This is a genomic window from Brenneria nigrifluens DSM 30175 = ATCC 13028, from assembly GCF_005484965.1.
GTDB lineage: Bacteria > Pseudomonadota > Gammaproteobacteria > Enterobacterales > Enterobacteriaceae > Brenneria > Brenneria nigrifluens.
Window position 1 is genome coordinate 983,017 of record NZ_CP034036.1, and the last position, 15,384, is coordinate 998,400.

Annotated in this window: 9 protein-coding genes, 3 tRNA genes and 4 rRNA genes; 9 read left to right on the forward strand and 7 right to left on the reverse strand. The window is 52.6% G+C overall.

Translation table 11 applies throughout. The features are described from left to right. The first annotated feature begins 8 nt into the window (after positions 1 to 8). Entirely contained in the window at positions 9 to 995 is a 987-nt protein-coding gene (gene rpoS, locus EH206_RS04455; RefSeq protein WP_009111627.1) for an RNA polymerase sigma factor RpoS, read from the forward strand. Positions 996 to 1,060: 65 nt separating this feature from the next. On the opposite strand, the gene proS is transcribed toward rpoS, so the two are convergent. The 6 genes from proS to metN all read right to left on the reverse strand — a co-directional run bounded on the left by proS (position 1,061) and on the right by metN (position 6,710). After that, on the reverse strand, positions 1,061 to 2,779 hold the full coding sequence (gene proS, locus EH206_RS04460) for a proline--tRNA ligase (protein ID WP_009111628.1): 1,719 nt from the start codon (positions 2,777 to 2,779) through the stop codon (positions 1,061 to 1,063). Positions 2,780 to 2,925: 146 nt separating this feature from the next. Then, a complete protein-coding gene (gene tsaA, locus EH206_RS04465; RefSeq protein WP_009111629.1) occupies positions 2,926 to 3,636 on the reverse strand; it encodes a tRNA (N6-threonylcarbamoyladenosine(37)-N6)-methyltransferase TrmO in 711 nt (236 codons plus the stop codon). Further along, positions 3,633 to 4,040, reverse strand: coding sequence for an Rcs stress response system protein RcsF (gene rcsF, locus EH206_RS04470; RefSeq protein WP_009111630.1), 408 nt, complete (start codon positions 4,038 to 4,040; stop codon positions 3,633 to 3,635). The genes tsaA and rcsF overlap by 4 nt, the downstream gene beginning before the upstream one ends. 115 nt (positions 4,041 to 4,155) lie before the next feature. Then, positions 4,156 to 4,965: a MetQ/NlpA family lipoprotein gene (locus EH206_RS04475; RefSeq protein WP_009111631.1), complete on the reverse strand. Its 810-nt coding sequence runs from the start codon at positions 4,963 to 4,965 to the stop codon at positions 4,156 to 4,158. A 67-nt stretch (positions 4,966 to 5,032) separates the two neighbouring features. Then, positions 5,033 to 5,686, reverse strand: a complete 654-nt coding sequence (locus EH206_RS04480) for a methionine ABC transporter permease MetI (RefSeq protein ID WP_009111632.1) — start codon at positions 5,684 to 5,686, stop codon at positions 5,033 to 5,035. Next, the gene (metN, locus tag EH206_RS04485; protein ID WP_009111633.1) at positions 5,679 to 6,710 is read right to left on the reverse strand and encodes a methionine ABC transporter ATP-binding protein MetN; all 1,032 of its coding nucleotides are present in this window, start codon (positions 6,708 to 6,710) and stop codon (positions 5,679 to 5,681) included. Before metN ends, EH206_RS04480 begins: the two co-directional genes overlap by 8 nt. 178 nt (positions 6,711 to 6,888) lie before the next feature. On the opposite strand from metN, the gene gmhB reads away from it, so the two are divergent. The 8 genes from gmhB (at position 6,889) to rrf (EH206_RS04525) (ending at position 13,747) form a co-directional block, all read left to right on the forward strand. Beyond that, on the forward strand, positions 6,889 to 7,452 hold the full coding sequence (gmhB, locus tag EH206_RS04490; protein ID WP_009111634.1) for a D-glycero-beta-D-manno-heptose 1,7-bisphosphate 7-phosphatase: 564 nt from the start codon (positions 6,889 to 6,891) through the stop codon (positions 7,450 to 7,452). 380 nt (positions 7,453 to 7,832) lie between these two features. Next, positions 7,833 to 9,374: ribosomal RNA gene (locus EH206_RS04495) — 16S ribosomal RNA — on the forward strand. Positions 9,375 to 9,451: 77 nt separating this feature from the next. Continuing rightward, a tRNA-Ile gene (locus EH206_RS04500) sits at positions 9,452 to 9,528 on the forward strand. 115 nt (positions 9,529 to 9,643) lie between these two features. Continuing rightward, positions 9,644 to 9,719: transfer RNA gene (locus EH206_RS04505), tRNA-Ala, on the forward strand. A 175-nt stretch (positions 9,720 to 9,894) separates the two neighbouring features. Then, positions 9,895 to 13,004: ribosomal RNA gene (locus EH206_RS04510) — 23S ribosomal RNA — on the forward strand. Between the two features lie 203 nt (positions 13,005 to 13,207). Continuing rightward, positions 13,208 to 13,323: ribosomal RNA gene (gene rrf, locus EH206_RS04515) — 5S ribosomal RNA — on the forward strand. 195 nt (positions 13,324 to 13,518) lie between these two features. Then, a tRNA-Thr gene (locus EH206_RS04520) sits at positions 13,519 to 13,594 on the forward strand. 37 nt (positions 13,595 to 13,631) lie between these two features. Beyond that, positions 13,632 to 13,747, forward strand: a 5S ribosomal RNA gene (rrf, locus tag EH206_RS04525). Together the 16S, 23S and 5S rRNA genes with 3 tRNA genes alongside form the textbook arrangement of a ribosomal RNA operon. Positions 13,748 to 13,944: 197 nt before the next feature. Here the strand turns inward: rrf (EH206_RS04525) and pssA are convergent. Continuing rightward, complete coding sequence (pssA, locus tag EH206_RS04530; RefSeq protein ID WP_009111635.1) at positions 13,945 to 15,300, reverse strand: CDP-diacylglycerol--serine O-phosphatidyltransferase; 1,356 nt, start codon at positions 15,298 to 15,300, stop codon at positions 13,945 to 13,947. Positions 15,301 to 15,384: the final 84 nt, after the last annotated feature.

Genomic DNA, 15,384 nt, shown 5'->3' on the forward strand with positions numbered 1-15,384 from the left:
AGCCACTTATGAGCCAAAGCACGCTGAAAGTTAACGAGTTACATGAAGATGCTGATTTCGAAGAGAATGGACTTGATGTTTTTGACGACAAAGCGCTGACGGAGGAAGAAACCAGTGAGATAGCTGAAGAAGAGCTGTTATCACAGGGCGTTCCACAGCGTGTTTTAGATGCAACTCAACTCTATTTGGGAGAGATTGGCTATTCACCTCTTTTAACCGCGGAAGAAGAGGTTTATTTTGCCCGGCGCGCGTTACGCGGCGATATTCCATCACGCCGCCGGATGATTGAGAGCAACCTGCGGCTGGTGGTGAAGATTGCCCGCCGTTACAACAATCGGGGTCTGGCATTGCTGGACCTGATTGAAGAAGGCAATCTTGGTCTGATCCGCGCGGTTGAAAAATTTGATCCGGAAAAGGGATTCCGCTTTTCAACTTACGCCACCTGGTGGATCCGGCAAACGATAGAACGGGCAATCATGAACCAGACCCGAACTATCCGCCTGCCCATCCATATCGTTAAAGAACTGAATGTTTACCTGCGTACGGCACGCGAACTCTCTCATAAACTGGATCATGAGCCGAGTGCGGAAGAAATCGCCGAACAGCTCGATAGGCCGGTAGATGACGTCAATCGCATGCTGCGTCTGAATGAGCGCATTACCTCCGTTGATACCCCGCTGGGCGGCGATTCGGAAAAAGCGCTGTTGGACATTCTGGCGGATGAAAAAGACAACGGCCCGGAAAACACCACCCAGGATAACGATATGAAGCAGAATATCGTTAAGTGGCTGTTTGAACTGAACGCCAAGCAGCGTGAAGTACTGGCCCGGCGTTTTGGCCTGCTGGGATACGAAGCCGCCACATTGGAAGACGTCGGCCGGGAAATCGGCTTAACGCGTGAGCGCGTACGGCAGATTCAGGTGGAAGGCTTGCGTCGTTTGCGGGAAATCCTGCAGGTGCAAGGGTTGAATATTGAAGAGTTGTTCCGTGAGTAATGCCGGCGGTTGGCAGGTCTTGACGGAAGAGAAATGGTGGGGAAACCCACCATTTTTTTATAAGATTAGCGAACGACGTTTGCCAGCAGGAAATCAATGATTTCGCTGGTTTTAATCATCTGCTTTTCACCGCCGCGGCGATTTTTATATTCAATCTCTTCATTGTCCAGATTGCGATCGCCGATGACGATAGTGTGCGGTACGCCAATCAGCTCCATATCGGCGAACATCACGCCCGGGCGCTCTTTGCGGTCGTCCAGCAGCACTTCGATCCCTTTGGCCCGTAATTGCTGATAGATATCTTCAGCGACTTCCTTCACGCGGAAAGATTTGTGCATATTCATCGGCAAAATGGCCACGTGGAAAGGCGCGATGGCATCCGGCCAGATAATCCCGCGATCGTCATGATTTTGCTCGATGGCGGCGGCCACCACCCGGGTGACGCCGATGCCATAGCAGCCCATCAGCAGGATCTGGTTGCGCCCGTCTTCTCCCTGCACCGTCGCTTTCAGCGCTTCGGAGTATTTGCTGCCCAACTGGAAAATGTGGCCGACTTCAATACCGCGTTTAATTTGCAGCGTGCCTTTGCCGTCCGGGCTGATATCGCCTTCCACCACGTTACGAATATCCGCCACCAGCGGCAACGTGACATCGCGCTGCCAGTTGATGCCGAAATAGTGTTGGCCGTCGACGTTGGCGCCGGCGCCGAAATCGCTCATCGCCGCAACGGTGCGATCGACCACGACGGGAACCGGTAAATTGACCGGCCCCAATGAGCCGGGGCCGGCGCCCACAATGGCTTTTATCTCTTCTTCAGTGGCGAACGTCAGCGGACTGGCGACCAGGGCAAGTTTTTCCGCTTTAACTTCATTCAGCTCATGATCGCCGCGTACCAGCAAGGCAACCAGCTTATGGCCGCTTTCCTCCGCCGCCTTCACCAGCAGCGTTTTCACGGTTTTCTCGATGGGGAGCTTGAATTGCTCAACCAGTGCGGCGATGGTTTTGGCGTTCGGCGTATCCACCAGACGCAGTTCTTCCGTTGCTTCGGCGCGTCCCAGCTTGGGCGCGGTGGCTTCCGCCAGTTCAATATTCGCGGCATAGTCGGAGCCGGTGGAGAAAACAATATCGTCTTCGCCGCTGGCCGCCAGCACCTGGAATTCGTGAGAAGCGTTGCCGCCGATAGAGCCGGTATCCGCCTGAACCGCTCTGAAATCGAGATCCATACGGCTGAAGATTTTACTGTAGGCGGCGTACATCGCATCGTAGGTGACCTGCAATGATTCCTGCGAGGTATGAAAAGAATAGGCGTCTTTCATCAGAAATTCGCGGGAACGCATCACGCCAAACCGAGGACGGACTTCATCACGGAATTTGGTTTGAATCTGGAAGAAATTTAACGGCAGCTGTTTATACGAGCTGATTTCATTACGAATCAGATCGGTAATGACTTCTTCATGCGTGGGACCAAGCACGAACGGACGTTCGCCGCGATCGACAAAACGCAGCAGTTCCGGGCCGTATTGTTCCCAGCGACCGCTCTCCACCCACAGATCGGCGGGTTGTACCACCGGCATGGAGACTTCGATGGCGCCGGCGTGGTTCATTTCCTCACGCACGATGGCTTCAACTTTTTTCAGAACCCGTAGGCCCGTCGGCAACCAGGTATAAAGGCCGGAGGCCAGTTTGCGGATCATTCCGGCGCGGAGCATCAACTGATGGCTGATCACTTCCGCATCGGCGGGCGTCTCCTTCAGCGTGGAGAGCAGATATTGACTAGTTCGCATGGTGTTTTAACTTCCGTTGGAAACGAAAATGACATCGGGCTGCGGCGCAGCCGAAAGCATAAAAAAGTGGCTTAGTTTACCAGTGTGGGGCGTTCGTCAAAAGAGAGTCGGCGGAATTAAAAAACGCCTCAGGGTTTTGACCGCCCCTAATCCGTTGTTTCAAGGCATAACACTTCGGTTTGCCGGGCGGATACCCGCCAGCGAACGTTAAATTCCAGCAGCAAAACGGCATATTCCCGCGGGCTATCTTCACCCTGGCGATAAGCCGGACGCGGGTCCTGCGCCAGCACCTGGGTAATAAAGCGCTGCAAATTGGGGTATTTCTTCTGATATCCGGCTATCTGCTTTTGCGCCAGCGGGGAGAAGGTTACCCCCATTTCGGCCTCCGGCGCCAACTGGGCGAAACCCGCCCGGGCCTGGGGCCGGCTTTCGGCAAAGGGCAGATAAGGTTTGATATCGATCACCGGCGTTCCATCGACCAGATCCAGGCTTCCCAGCTCCAGCGTGACGGAATCTCCCTCGGTGCGGATGGTTTTCAGTTCAACCAGCGACATCCCTACCGGGTTCGGCCGAAAAGTTGAACGGGTCGCAAAAACGCCCATACGGGCATTCCCGCCTAATCGGGGAGGCCGCACGGTAGGGCGCCAGCCTCCTTCCATGGTTTGATGGAAAACAAACAGGATCCAGATATGGCTGAAGTCAGCGAGTCCGCGTACGCATTCCGCCTGGTTGCAGGGTGATAATAGCCGGAGTTCGCCTCCGCCATCTTCAATCAGACCCGGCTGCCGCGGAATAGCGAATTTTTCTTTATAGGGCGAGCGGATAATGCCGATCTGATTGAAAACAAATGGGGTCATTGAGAAGACACTCTCAATGCGGTGCCCTGACAGACGGTCTGACGATAGCAGCCGGCCACGCCGCTGATAACCTGGCATTCATGCAGCAGAACGGCATTGGCTTTTATCTCCGCGGCCCGACTTTGCATTCTTCGGCGGGCATTGGCGATATTGGGCGGCGCATCCTGGGCGCTTACCTGGCAAGATGAGCCGGACACTTCCCCCAAATCGCGAAACGGTTTACCAACCAACTCTTCAGCACTTTTATACAACACAGCGAGAGCGGGACGCGGCACTGGCTTGGGTTTGGCAACCGGCTCTACTTTTGGTTCGCTGACGGGTTGAGGCGCGGGTGCCGGTGACTTCTGCAACAGGGAACATCCTGTTAGCGACATGGCTAACAGCATAAGAGGTAGAGCACGCATAAAATTTCCTCTGCTTTTATTTAAAGAGCGGATATTGAAGCAAGCTATTGCACAAATAACAAGACGGGCCGCAGCCCGTCTTAGCGATATACGTTATAAAGAAATAATAACTGGCTTACCAGCCTTTTACCGCGCCGCCGTTAAAGATGTTGTTGGCCGCCTCGTTCACTTCATCCGACTGATAAGCCTGAACGAATTTTTTCACATTTTCAGCGTCTTTATTGTCTTCACGCGCCACCAGCAGATTCACATAGGGAGAATCTTTCTCTTCGACAAATAAACCATCTTTGGTTGGCGTCAGATTAATCTGGCTGGCATATGTGGTGTTGATAATAGCCAATGCAATCTGCGCGTCATCCAGCGAGCGCGGCAGCTGCGGCGCTTCCAACTCGACCAGCTTGAGGTTTTTCGGATTTTCGATCACGTCCAGAACGGTCGGCAGCAGGCCGACATTTTCTTTCAGTTTAATCAGCCCCACTTTCTGCAACAGCAGCAAAGAACGGCCCAGGTTGGTCGGGTCGTTCGGCAGCGCGACCTGATCGCCGTTCTGCAATTCATCCAGTGATTTTATTTTTTTGGAGTAACCGGCGATGGGGTAAACGAAACTGTTGCCCACGGAGACCAGCTTATAACCGCGATCTTTAATTTGCTGATCCAGATAAGGCTTATGCTGGAAAGCATTCAGATCGATATCTCCTTTGCTCAGGGCTTCATTAGGCAGCACATAATCGTTAAAGGTGACCAATTCGACGTCCAGACCGTATTTATCTTTGGCGACCTTTTGCGCAACTTCAGCCACCTGTTGTTCCGCGCCGACGATAACGCCCACTTTAATATGATTCGGGTCTTTCTCTTCCTGACCACATCCAGCCAGAGCTCCAATTAATGCGCCGATGGTCGCGATGGACCGCAATTTAATAGCCATATCCTTACCTCTAATTAAAAGTCGCTATGGCATGGGACTTTTAAAAAGCCCATGCGTGTTGTAACGCTTACTTATGTGTGACGGCCTTTACTACTCGGTCGCCACAGAATTGGATTAGGTAAACCAGAATAACCAGTAAGATTAATACCGTATTCATCACCGTGGCGTTATAGCCGATATAACCATACTGATAACCAATTTGACCCAGTCCCCCGGCGCCAACGGCTCCACCCATTGCAGAATAGCCTACCAGGGTGATGAGTGTGATGGTCGCGGCATTAATCAGGCCCGGCAGCGCTTCCGGCAACAATATTTTTCTGATGATTTGCATCGGGGTCGCGCCCATCGCGCGTGAAGCTTCGATCAGGCCGGTTGGAATTTCCAGCAGGGCGTTTTCCACCATGCGGGCGATAAAGGGCGCCGCGCCAACGGTGAGCGGGACGATTGCCGCCTGCAGGCCGATGGATGTTCCCACGATAACCCGGGTAAAGGGGATCATCCACACCAGTAAAATAATAAAGGGAATGGAGCGGAAAATATTCACCAGGGCTGACAGCCCGCGATAAAGTTTCGGGTTGGCGATAATTTGCCCCGGACGGGTGGTGTATAACAGCACGCCGACCGGCAGCCCCAGAACAAAACCAAAAAAGCCGGAAACCAATGTCATCGCCACGGTTTCCCACACGCCGCGGGCCATTAACCACATCATGGCTTCAGACATAACCTAGCACCTCGATATTTGCATGGTGATCCTTCAGAAATTGTATCGCCGCCGTGGTCTCCGCCTCCCGGCCGTACATTTCCGCCAGCATGATGCCGAATTTAACCCCGCCGGCGTAATCCATCTGCGCGCTGATAATATTGTTATTAACGTTAAAACGCCGGGCGACTTCAGACAGCAGCGGAGCATCGACGGACTGGCCGCTGAACTCCATGCGCAGCAATGGCACGCTGCCTTCCCGCTGGGTTGGCGTCAGGCGGGCAAGATAGTCGTCGGGGATATCCAGATGCAGCGTGGACTGGATAAATGTCTGGGCCAGCGGCGTTTTGGGATGGGAGAACAATTGCCCCACTGTGTCCTCTTCAATCAGGCGTCCGCCGCTGATCACCGCAACCCGATCGCAAATTCGTTTTACCACGTCCATTTCGTGGGTGATCAGCAGGATGGTCAGATTCAGACGGCGGTTGATATCTTTAAGCAGCGCCAGAATGGAGCGGGTGGTCGCCGGATCCAAAGCGCTGGTCGCTTCATCGCATAATAAAACTTTAGGATTACTGGCCAGCGCGCGGGCGATCGCCACCCGCTGTTTTTGCCCGCCGGAAAGGTTGGCGGGGTAGGCGTCATGCTTGTCCGACAAATCGACCAAATCCAGTAATTCATTTACCCGGCGCGTAATTTCCGCTTTGGGCGTGTTATCGAGCTCCAGCGGCAGAGCGATATTGCCAAACACGGTGCGCGAGGCGAGCAGATTAAAATGCTGGAAAATCATGCCAATCTGGCGGCGCGCCTGCGTTAGCTGACTCTCCGCCAGCTGCGTCAGATCCTGTCCGTCAACCAGTACCCTGCCTTGGGTTGGTCGTTCTAATAAATTGACGCAGCGGATCAGGGTACTTTTGCCGGCGCCCGATGCGCCGATTACGCCGTAGATTTGCCCTGCCGGGACATGAAGGCTGACATCCGCAAGTGCGGTAATCGCTTGGCCGTTTTGCTGGAAAATCTTGGTAATATTAGAAAGTTCAATCATATATTTTATTATAAGCGCCTATGGCTGGATAAATCAGATTCTGTTTAATCAGAATGTTAGTCGGATGTTAGGGCGGCTAGACGTCCAAGTCAATCGGGATTGTCGCTACCTGGCATTCTCTCGGCCGATGAAAACATGCGATACTAAGTGGTAATTTACGCCATCAGGAGCAAAGTAAGTGGCACAGCGTGTTGCAGCAGTTTTTCTCGATCGTGACGGTACAATCAATATCGATCACGGTTACGTACATGAGATTGATCAATTCCAATTTATTGAGGGCGTCATCGATGCCATGCGCGAACTGAAAAGTATGGGGTTCGCATTAGTGGTGGTGACCAATCAATCGGGTATTGCCCGCGGCAAGTTTACCGAAGAGCAGTTTATGCAACTGACGGAATGGATGGATTGGTCTTTGGCCGATCGCGGCGTGGATTTGGACGGTATCTACTTTTGTCCGCATCATCCTGAACAAGGGAATGAGGAGTATCGCCAGGTTTGCGACTGCCGCAAACCGCAACCGGGAATGCTGGTTTCCGCCCAGCGCCATCTGAATATCGATATGGCTGCCTCCTATATGGTGGGTGATAAGGCTGAAGATATGCAGGCGGCGATTGCCGCAGGGGTGGGAACAAAGGTTCTGGTTCGTAGCGGAAAACCGATCACCGAGCTGGGCGAATCTCAGGCCGATGGCGTCATCGACAGCCTTACGGATCTGCCTCAGTGGATAAAAACGCGCATTTAATCGGCCAGGTGGCTGAAAGTTGCGCAACCGGAAGAAAGTTCAAGATATTTGCTTGCGCTTCTGAATCTGCCCCCTATAATGCGCCTCCATCGACACGGTGCTGCGAATGCAAACCGGGTCGATAAGCAAGAGGAAAAGGCTTAAAATAAGCGTTGACTCTGCAAGAGGAAAGCGTAATATACGCCACCTCGCGCTAGCGGCTAAGGCCACGGCGCACTGCTCTTTAACAATTTAATCAGACAATCTGTGTGGGCACTCACAAGACGATATCCGCAAACGATATACAAAGTCTTGAAGAGTGACTGACAGTAAATTCATTACGAATAAACAGTTATAAATTCTTTGAGCATGCTATTAACGTAGCGAATCAAACAAATCTTAAATTGAAGAGTTTGATCATGGCTCAGATTGAACGCTGGCGGCAGGCCTAACACATGCAAGTCGAGCGGTAGCACAGAGGAGCTTGCTCCTTGGGTGACGAGCGGCGGACGGGTGAGTAATGTCTGGGAAACTGCCTGATGGAGGGGGATAACTACTGGAAACGGTAGCTAATACCGCATAACCTCGCAAGAGCAAAGTGGGGGACCTTATGGCCTCACGCCATCGGATGTGCCCAGATGGGATTAGCTGGTAGGTGGGGTAAAGGCTCACCTAGGCGACGATCCCTAGCTGGTCTGAGAGGATGACCAGCCACACTGGAACTGAGACACGGTCCAGACTCCTACGGGAGGCAGCAGTGGGGAATATTGCACAATGGGGGAAACCCTGATGCAGCCATGCCGCGTGTGTGAAGAAGGCCTTCGGGTTGTAAAGCACTTTCAGCGGGGAGGAAGGCAACAAGCTTAATAATCTTGTTGATTGACGTTACCCGCAGAAGAAGCACCGGCTAACTCCGTGCCAGCAGCCGCGGTAATACGGAGGGTGCAAGCGTTAATCGGAATGACTGGGCGTAAAGCGCACGCAGGCGGTCTGTTAAGTTGGATGTGAAATCCCCGGGCTTAACCTGGGAACTGCATTCAAAACTGACAGGCTAGAGTCTCGTAGAGGGGGGTAGAATTCCAGGTGTAGCGGTGAAATGCGTAGAGATCTGGAGGAATACCGGTGGCGAAGGCGGCCCCCTGGACGAAGACTGACGCTCAGGTGCGAAAGCGTGGGGAGCAAACAGGATTAGATACCCTGGTAGTCCACGCCGTAAACGATGTCGACTTGGAGGCTGTGGTCTTGAACCGTGGCTTCCGGAGCTAACGCGTTAAGTCGACCGCCTGGGGAGTACGGCCGCAAGGTTAAAACTCAAATGAATTGACGGGGGCCCGCACAAGCGGTGGAGCATGTGGTTTAATTCGATGCAACGCGAAGAACCTTACCTACTCTTGACATCCTCAGAAGAGACTGGAGACAGTCTTGTGCCTTCGGGAACTGAGAGACAGGTGCTGCATGGCTGTCGTCAGCTCGTGTTGTGAAATGTTGGGTTAAGTCCCGCAACGAGCGCAACCCTTATCCTTTGTTGCCAGCGATTCGGTCGGGAACTCAAAGGAGACTGCCGGTGATAAACCGGAGGAAGGTGGGGATGACGTCAAGTCATCATGGCCCTTACGAGTAGGGCTACACACGTGCTACAATGGCGCATACAAAGAGAAGCGAACTTGCGAGAGTAAGCGGACCTCATAAAGTGCGTCGTAGTCCGGATTGGAGTCTGCAACTCGACTCCATGAAGTCGGAATCGCTAGTAATCGTAGATCAGAATGCTACGGTGAATACGTTCCCGGGCCTTGTACACACCGCCCGTCACACCATGGGAGTGGGTTGCAAAAGAAGTAGGTAGCTTAACCTTAGGGGGGGCGCTTACCACTTTGTGATTCATGACTGGGGTGAAGTCGTAACAAGGTAACCGTAGGGGAACCTGCGGTTGGATCACCTCCTTAAACTGAAGTGAGATATTGGAAGGTGCAGTGTCCACAACAGATTGTCTGATGAAAATAACGAGCAGAAATACCTTAATAGGCTTGTAGCTCAGGTGGTTAGAGCGCACCCCTGATAAGGGTGAGGTCGGTGGTTCAAGTCCACTCAGGCCTACCAACTCTACTTATCCTTGAAATCTTCGCTGCTGCGTTGCTCATGTGCGTTTGCACAATGCGCTACTCGCAACGAACCTTTCGTCGGCTAAGCGAGTTGGCAGAGGTATGACTGATTTGGGGCTATAGCTCAGCTGGGAGAGCGCCTGCTTTGCACGCAGGAGGTCTGCGGTTCGATCCCGCATAGCTCCACCATTAAAAAGACTTCAGAGCGTATTGGCGACAGTATGCTGCGAAGTATTTTGCTCTTTAACAATCCGGAACAAGCTGAAAATTGAAACGACGCAGCTGAACATTATCCGCGAGGGTAATGATTTTGTTGTGTCAGAGTCTCTCAAAAATTGCAATCCGAGACACCTTCGGGTTGTGAGGTTAAGCGACTAAGCGTACACGGTGGATGCCTAGGCAGTCAGAGGCGATGAAGGGCGTGCTAATCTGCGAAAAGCGTCGGCAAGGTGATATGAACCGTTACACCCGACGATACCCGAATGGGGAAACCCAGTGCAATACGTTGCACTATTTCATGGTGAATACATAGCCATGAAAGGCGAACCGGGGGAACTGAAACATCTCAGTACCCCGAGGAAAAGAAATCAACCGAGATTCCCCCAGTAGCGGCGAGCGAACGGGGAGGAGCCCAGAACCATCATCAGTTTGTGTGTCAGTGGAAGCGTCTGGAAAGTCGCGCAACAAAGGGTGATAGTCCCGTACACGAAGATGCACATGCTGTGAGTTCGATGAGTAGGGCGGGACACGAGATATCCTGTCTGAAGATGGGGGGACCATCCTCCAAGGCTAAATACTCCTGACTGACCGATAGTGAACCAGTACCGTGAGGGAAAGGCGAAAAGAACCCCGGCGAGGGGAGTGAAACAGAACCTGAAACCGTGTACGTACAAGCAGTGGGAGCCCCACCACCAAAACACTTCCGGGCCGAGAGGCGATGCGGATGTCGAGGTGACGGTTGTCATCGCGTTTTTTGCGATGAGCAACACACAAAACAAGCCGTGAGTGTTTTGGGGTGGGGTGACTGCGTACCTTTTGTATAATGGGTCAGCGACTTATATTCTGTAGCAAGGTTAACCGAATAGGGGAGCCGCAGGGAAACCGAGTCTTAACTGGGCGTCAAGTTGCAGGGTATAGACCCGAAACCCGGTGATCTAGCCATGGGCAGGTTGAAGGTTGGGTAACACTAACTGGAGGACCGAACCGACTAATGTTGAAAAATTAGCGGATGACTTGTGGCTGGGGGTGAAAGGCCAATCAAACCGGGAGATAGCTGGTTCTCCCCGAAAGCTATTTAGGTAGCGCCTCGTGAACTCATCTGCGGGGGTAGAGCACTGTTTCGACTAGGGGGTCATCCCGACTTACCAACTCGATGCAAACTGCGAATACCGTAGAATGTAATCACGGGAGACACACGGCGGGTGCTAACGTCCGTCGTGAAGAGGGAAACAACCCAGACCGCCAGCTAAGGTCCCAAAGTCATGGTTAAGTGGGAAACGATGTGGGAAGGCCCAGACAGCCAGGATGTTGGCTTAGAAGCAGCCATCATTTAAAGAAAGCGTAATAGCTCACTGGTCGAGTCGGCCTGCGCGGAAGATGTAACGGGGCTAAACCATGCACCGAAGCTGCGGCAGCGAACGTATCACTTAAAACGCTTAACGTGACGGCGAAGCTGGCACGTTCAAGCCACAAAAACGTTGAGTTGGCCTGAGCGCTGACAGACGGCAAGGCGTTTTAAGGATACGTTCGTTGGGTAGGGGAGCGTTCTGTAAGCCGTAGAAGGTGGCCTGTGAGGGCTGCTGGAGGTATCAGAAGTGCGAATGCTGACATAAGTAACGATAATGCGGGTGAAAAACCCGCACGCCGGAAGACCAAGGGTTCCTGTCCAACGTTAATCGGGGCAGGGTGAGTCGACCCCTAAGGCGAGGCCGAAAGGCGTAGTCGATGGGAAACGGGTTAATATTCCCGTACTGGTTGTTACTGCGAAGGGGGGACGGAGAAAGCTAGGTTGGCCGGGCGACGGTAGTCCCGGTTTAAGCGTGAAGGTGGGTGTTTTTGGAAAATCCGGAACACCGTTAACACTGAGGCGTGACGACGAGTCACTACGGTGACGAAGTAACCGATGCTACGCTTCCAGGAAAAGCCTCTAAGCACCAGGTAACAGTCAATCGTACCCCAAACCGACACAGGTGGTCAGGTAGAGAATACTCAGGCGCTTGAGAGAACTCGGGTGAAGGAACTAGGCAAAATGGTGCCGTAACTTCGGGAGAAGGCACGCTGGATTTGGTGAAGTCCCTTGCGGATGGAGCTGAGACCAGTCGCAGATACCAGCTGGCTGCAACTGTTTAATAAAAACACAGCACTGTGCAAACACGAAAGTGGACGTATACGGTGTGACGCCTGCCCGGTGCCGGAAGGTTAATTGATGGGGTCAGCCTTAGGGCGAAGCTCTTGATCGAAGCCCCGGTAAACGGCGGCCGTAACTATAACGGTCCTAAGGTAGCGAAATTCCTTGTCGGGTAAGTTCCGACCTGCACGAATGGCGTAATGATGGCCAGGCTGTCTCCACCCGAGACTCAGTGAAATTGAACTCGCTGTGAAGATGCAGTGTACCCGCGGCAAGACGGAAAGACCCCGTGAACCTTTACTATAGCTTGACACTGAACCTTGAGCCTTGATGTGTAGGATAGGTGGGAGGCTGTGAAGCGTGGACGCCAGTCTGCGTGGAGCCGACCTTGAAATACCACCCTTTGATGTTTGATGTTCTAACGTGGGCCCGTAATCCGGGTTGCGGACAGTGTCTGGTGGGTAGTTTGACTGGGGCGGTCTCCTCCCAAAGCGTAACGGAGGAGCACGAAGGTTAGCTAATCCTGGTCGGACATCAGGAGGTTAGTGCAAAGGCATAAGCTAGCTTGACTGCGAGAGTGACGGCTCGAGCAGGTGCGAAAGCAGGTCTTAGTGATCCGGTGGTTCTGAATGGAAGGGCCATCGCTCAACGGATAAAAGGTACTCCGGGGATAACAGGCTGATACCGCCCAAGAGTTCATATCGACGGCGGTGTTTGGCACCTCGATGTCGGCTCATCACATCCTGGGGCTGAAGTAGGTCCCAAGGGTATGGCTGTTCGCCATTTAAAGTGGTACGCGAGCTGGGTTTAGAACGTCGTGAGACAGTTCGGTCCCTATCTGCCGTGGGCGTTGGAAGATTGAGAGGGGTTGCTCCTAGTACGAGAGGACCGGAGTGAACGCACCACTGGTGTACGGGTTGTGATGCCAATTGCATTGCCCGGTAGCTAAGTGCGGAAGAGATAACCGCTGAAAGCATCTAAGCGGGAAACTTGCCTCGAGATGAGTCTTCCCTGGGACTTCGAGTCCCCTGAAGGGCCGTTGAAGACGACGACGTAGATAGGCCGGGTGTGTAAGCGCAGCGATGCGTTGAGCTGACCGGTACTAATGACCCGAGAGGCTTAACCTTACAACACCGAAGGTGTTTTGAGAGTGACTCACAATAATCAGCTTGTTGACGGATTGAAGATTAAAATGTTTGCGTATAACGCGGACATCAAACAGCGCGGAGCGCTGGCCTGAAAAGGGAACAGACAAAATCGTCGGGAACGATTTTGTACGTCGCGTAGCGACGGCCCGAAGGGCGAGTCTCAGGAAGAGACGAGAAATTTGCCTGGCGGCGATAGCGCGGTGGTCCCACCTGACCCCATGCCGAACTCAGCAGTGAAACGCCGTAGCGCCGATGGTAGTGTGGGGTCTCCCCATGTGAGAGTAGGGAACTGCCAGGCATCAAATTAGAAGTAGCAGTGAAATCCTGCGGGCAGTTCGCTACTCGATAGAGAGTAGGAAAAAGGCCGAAGGCTTTTAAACGTTGCGCAGCAACGGCCCGCAGGGTGGATCATGAAATGATTCATAAACTGCCAGGCATCAAATAAAGCAGTAAGCCGGCGAAATGCTGGTGAAAGCATCAAATAACTCGGTGCGCTGATATGGCTCAGTTGGTAGAGCGCACCCTTGGTAAGGGTGAGGTCCCCAGTTCGACTCTGGGTATCAGCACCAGATTTATGGGTTAATGTTTCGGTTTAAAAAGAATTTACCTGGCGGCGATAGCGCGGTGGTCCCACCTGACCCCATGCCGAACTCAGCAGTGAAACGCCGTAGCGCCGATGGTAGTGTGGGGTCTCCCCATGTGAGAGTAGGGAACTGCCAGGTATCAAATAAAGTAGAAAGCCTCATGCGAAAGCATGGGGCTTTTTGCTTTATCTGTTGTTTGTCGGTGCATAGCACCGGCCCGAAGGGCGGCCCACAGGGACGTGGGCCGTAAACTGCCAGACTCAAATAGAACGAAAAACCCAGTCGCAAGACTGGGCCTTGTGCTTTAGATAGGCTGTATGCAGTGGCCGGCAGGATTAGAGAATACGGCTGATAAGGCGATCTATGCGGATACGGCGTAAGCGGCGGATAAGCTTTCTTACTTTTACCGGATATTGAGCGATGCTCTCCAGTTCCATATAGTTGGCTATCACGTGAGTATGAACCCTGATGCACTCCAGTTCCCGCAGGCGCTGCGCCAGCAAGACCTGTTCAGGGTCATGAATGAGGATGGCGTTTTCCAGATCCAGGCGCCAGGCGCGGGGATTAAGATTGTTTCCGGTCAGTAGCTGCCATTTATCATCAATCCACATACCTTTCAGATGGAAACTGTTGTCGCCGTCTTTCCATAAGCGGACGACCAACTGCTGGTTATCAATATAACGCTGCAACCGGCTCAGAAACCGCCGCAGGTTGATTTCATAAAGATAAGGTAAGGCGCCGATGATTTTAAACGGCTGGTCTTCCGGTATATAAAAATCATTCGCGGTTTTATCGCCGATAATGATTTCAATTTTCTTCCCTTCCCGTAATAACCGAATGATGTTCCTGACCAGCAGGGCGGGCAGGTTAAAATAGGGCGTGCACATCACCAGATGATTATCCGTGCAATACATCAAGTGGTGGATGGTTTTATTCAGCGGGCTCTGTTTGCCCAATCCCACCAGCGGCGTAACGCTCAGTTGGTGGTTAACATCGCCGCAGTCGGGTATACGATAGGTCGCCGTACGTAATGCCTGGCGCAATTGCCGGGTTTCATTTTTGATTTCCAGGCTTTTCGGCCGATCGCAATGGTCCAACCGATGTATCGCCGGAGCGGACAATAGATTTTGAATATATTGGACCATGGTATCGGCCAATATCGGGTTATGAATGATCTGATAGCGGTCGTAGCGGTATTTATCGTGTTGATGCAGATAAACATCGTTCAGGCTTGCCCCGCTGTATATCACGGTATCGTCAATGATGAAGCCTTTCAGATGCAGAACACCCAGGGCCTCGCGCGTGTTGACCGGGACGCCGTAGATGGGAAATTGTGTGTCGGCGTGTTGTTGCGCCATATCGCAATACCAATCGGCGTTGGTATTTTCCGCCGTCGCGCCGATTCGTCCACGCTGTGCGCGATGCCAATCTACCAATATGCGGATATCAAGTTCGGGACGCTGTCGTTTAGTTTCATATAACGCAGACAAAATCCCCTTGCCGGCGTCGTCATGCTCCAGATATAACGCCACCAGATAAATACGTTTTGTGGCATTCAGAATGGCATTTACCAGCGTGGTACGGAAGAGTTCAGGGGTATGAAGTGTCTGAACGTCATCACCTGTCTGAGGGATTTTGGGCAGTTGTGCAAGGTGTTGTTGGTATTTATTGCGTTTAAATTTTGACAACATCACAGTGCGTTTCTTCTCTCATCAGTGTATGACCCGTAGGTCACCATCAAAAGTTAAGGAATAGCCGAATCGGGCGATAATACC

Bases quoted from the DNA above. Each gene is read 5' to 3' on its own strand.
- EH206_RS04480 (WP_009111632.1), bottom strand. From the start codon at position 5,686: ATGTCTGAAGCCATGATGTGGTTAATGGCCCGCGGCGTGTGGGAAACC.
- rcsF (WP_009111630.1), bottom strand. From the start codon at position 4,040: ATGCGTGCTCTACCTCTTATGCTGTTAGCCATGTCGCTAACAGGATGT.
- proS (WP_009111628.1), bottom strand. From the start codon at position 2,779: ATGCGAACTAGTCAATATCTGCTCTCCACGCTGAAGGAGACGCCCGCC.
- rpoS (WP_009111627.1), top strand. From the start codon at position 9: ATGAGCCAAAGCACGCTGAAAGTTAACGAGTTACATGAAGATGCTGAT.
- pssA (WP_009111635.1), bottom strand. From the start codon at position 15,300: ATGTTGTCAAAATTTAAACGCAATAAATACCAACAACACCTTGCACAA.
- EH206_RS04475 (WP_009111631.1), bottom strand. From the start codon at position 4,965: ATGGCTATTAAATTGCGGTCCATCGCGACCATCGGCGCATTAATTGGA.
- metN (WP_009111633.1), bottom strand. From the start codon at position 6,710: ATGATTGAACTTTCTAATATTACCAAGATTTTCCAGCAAAACGGCCAA.
- tsaA (WP_009111629.1), bottom strand. From the start codon at position 3,636: ATGACCCCATTTGTTTTCAATCAGATCGGCATTATCCGCTCGCCCTAT.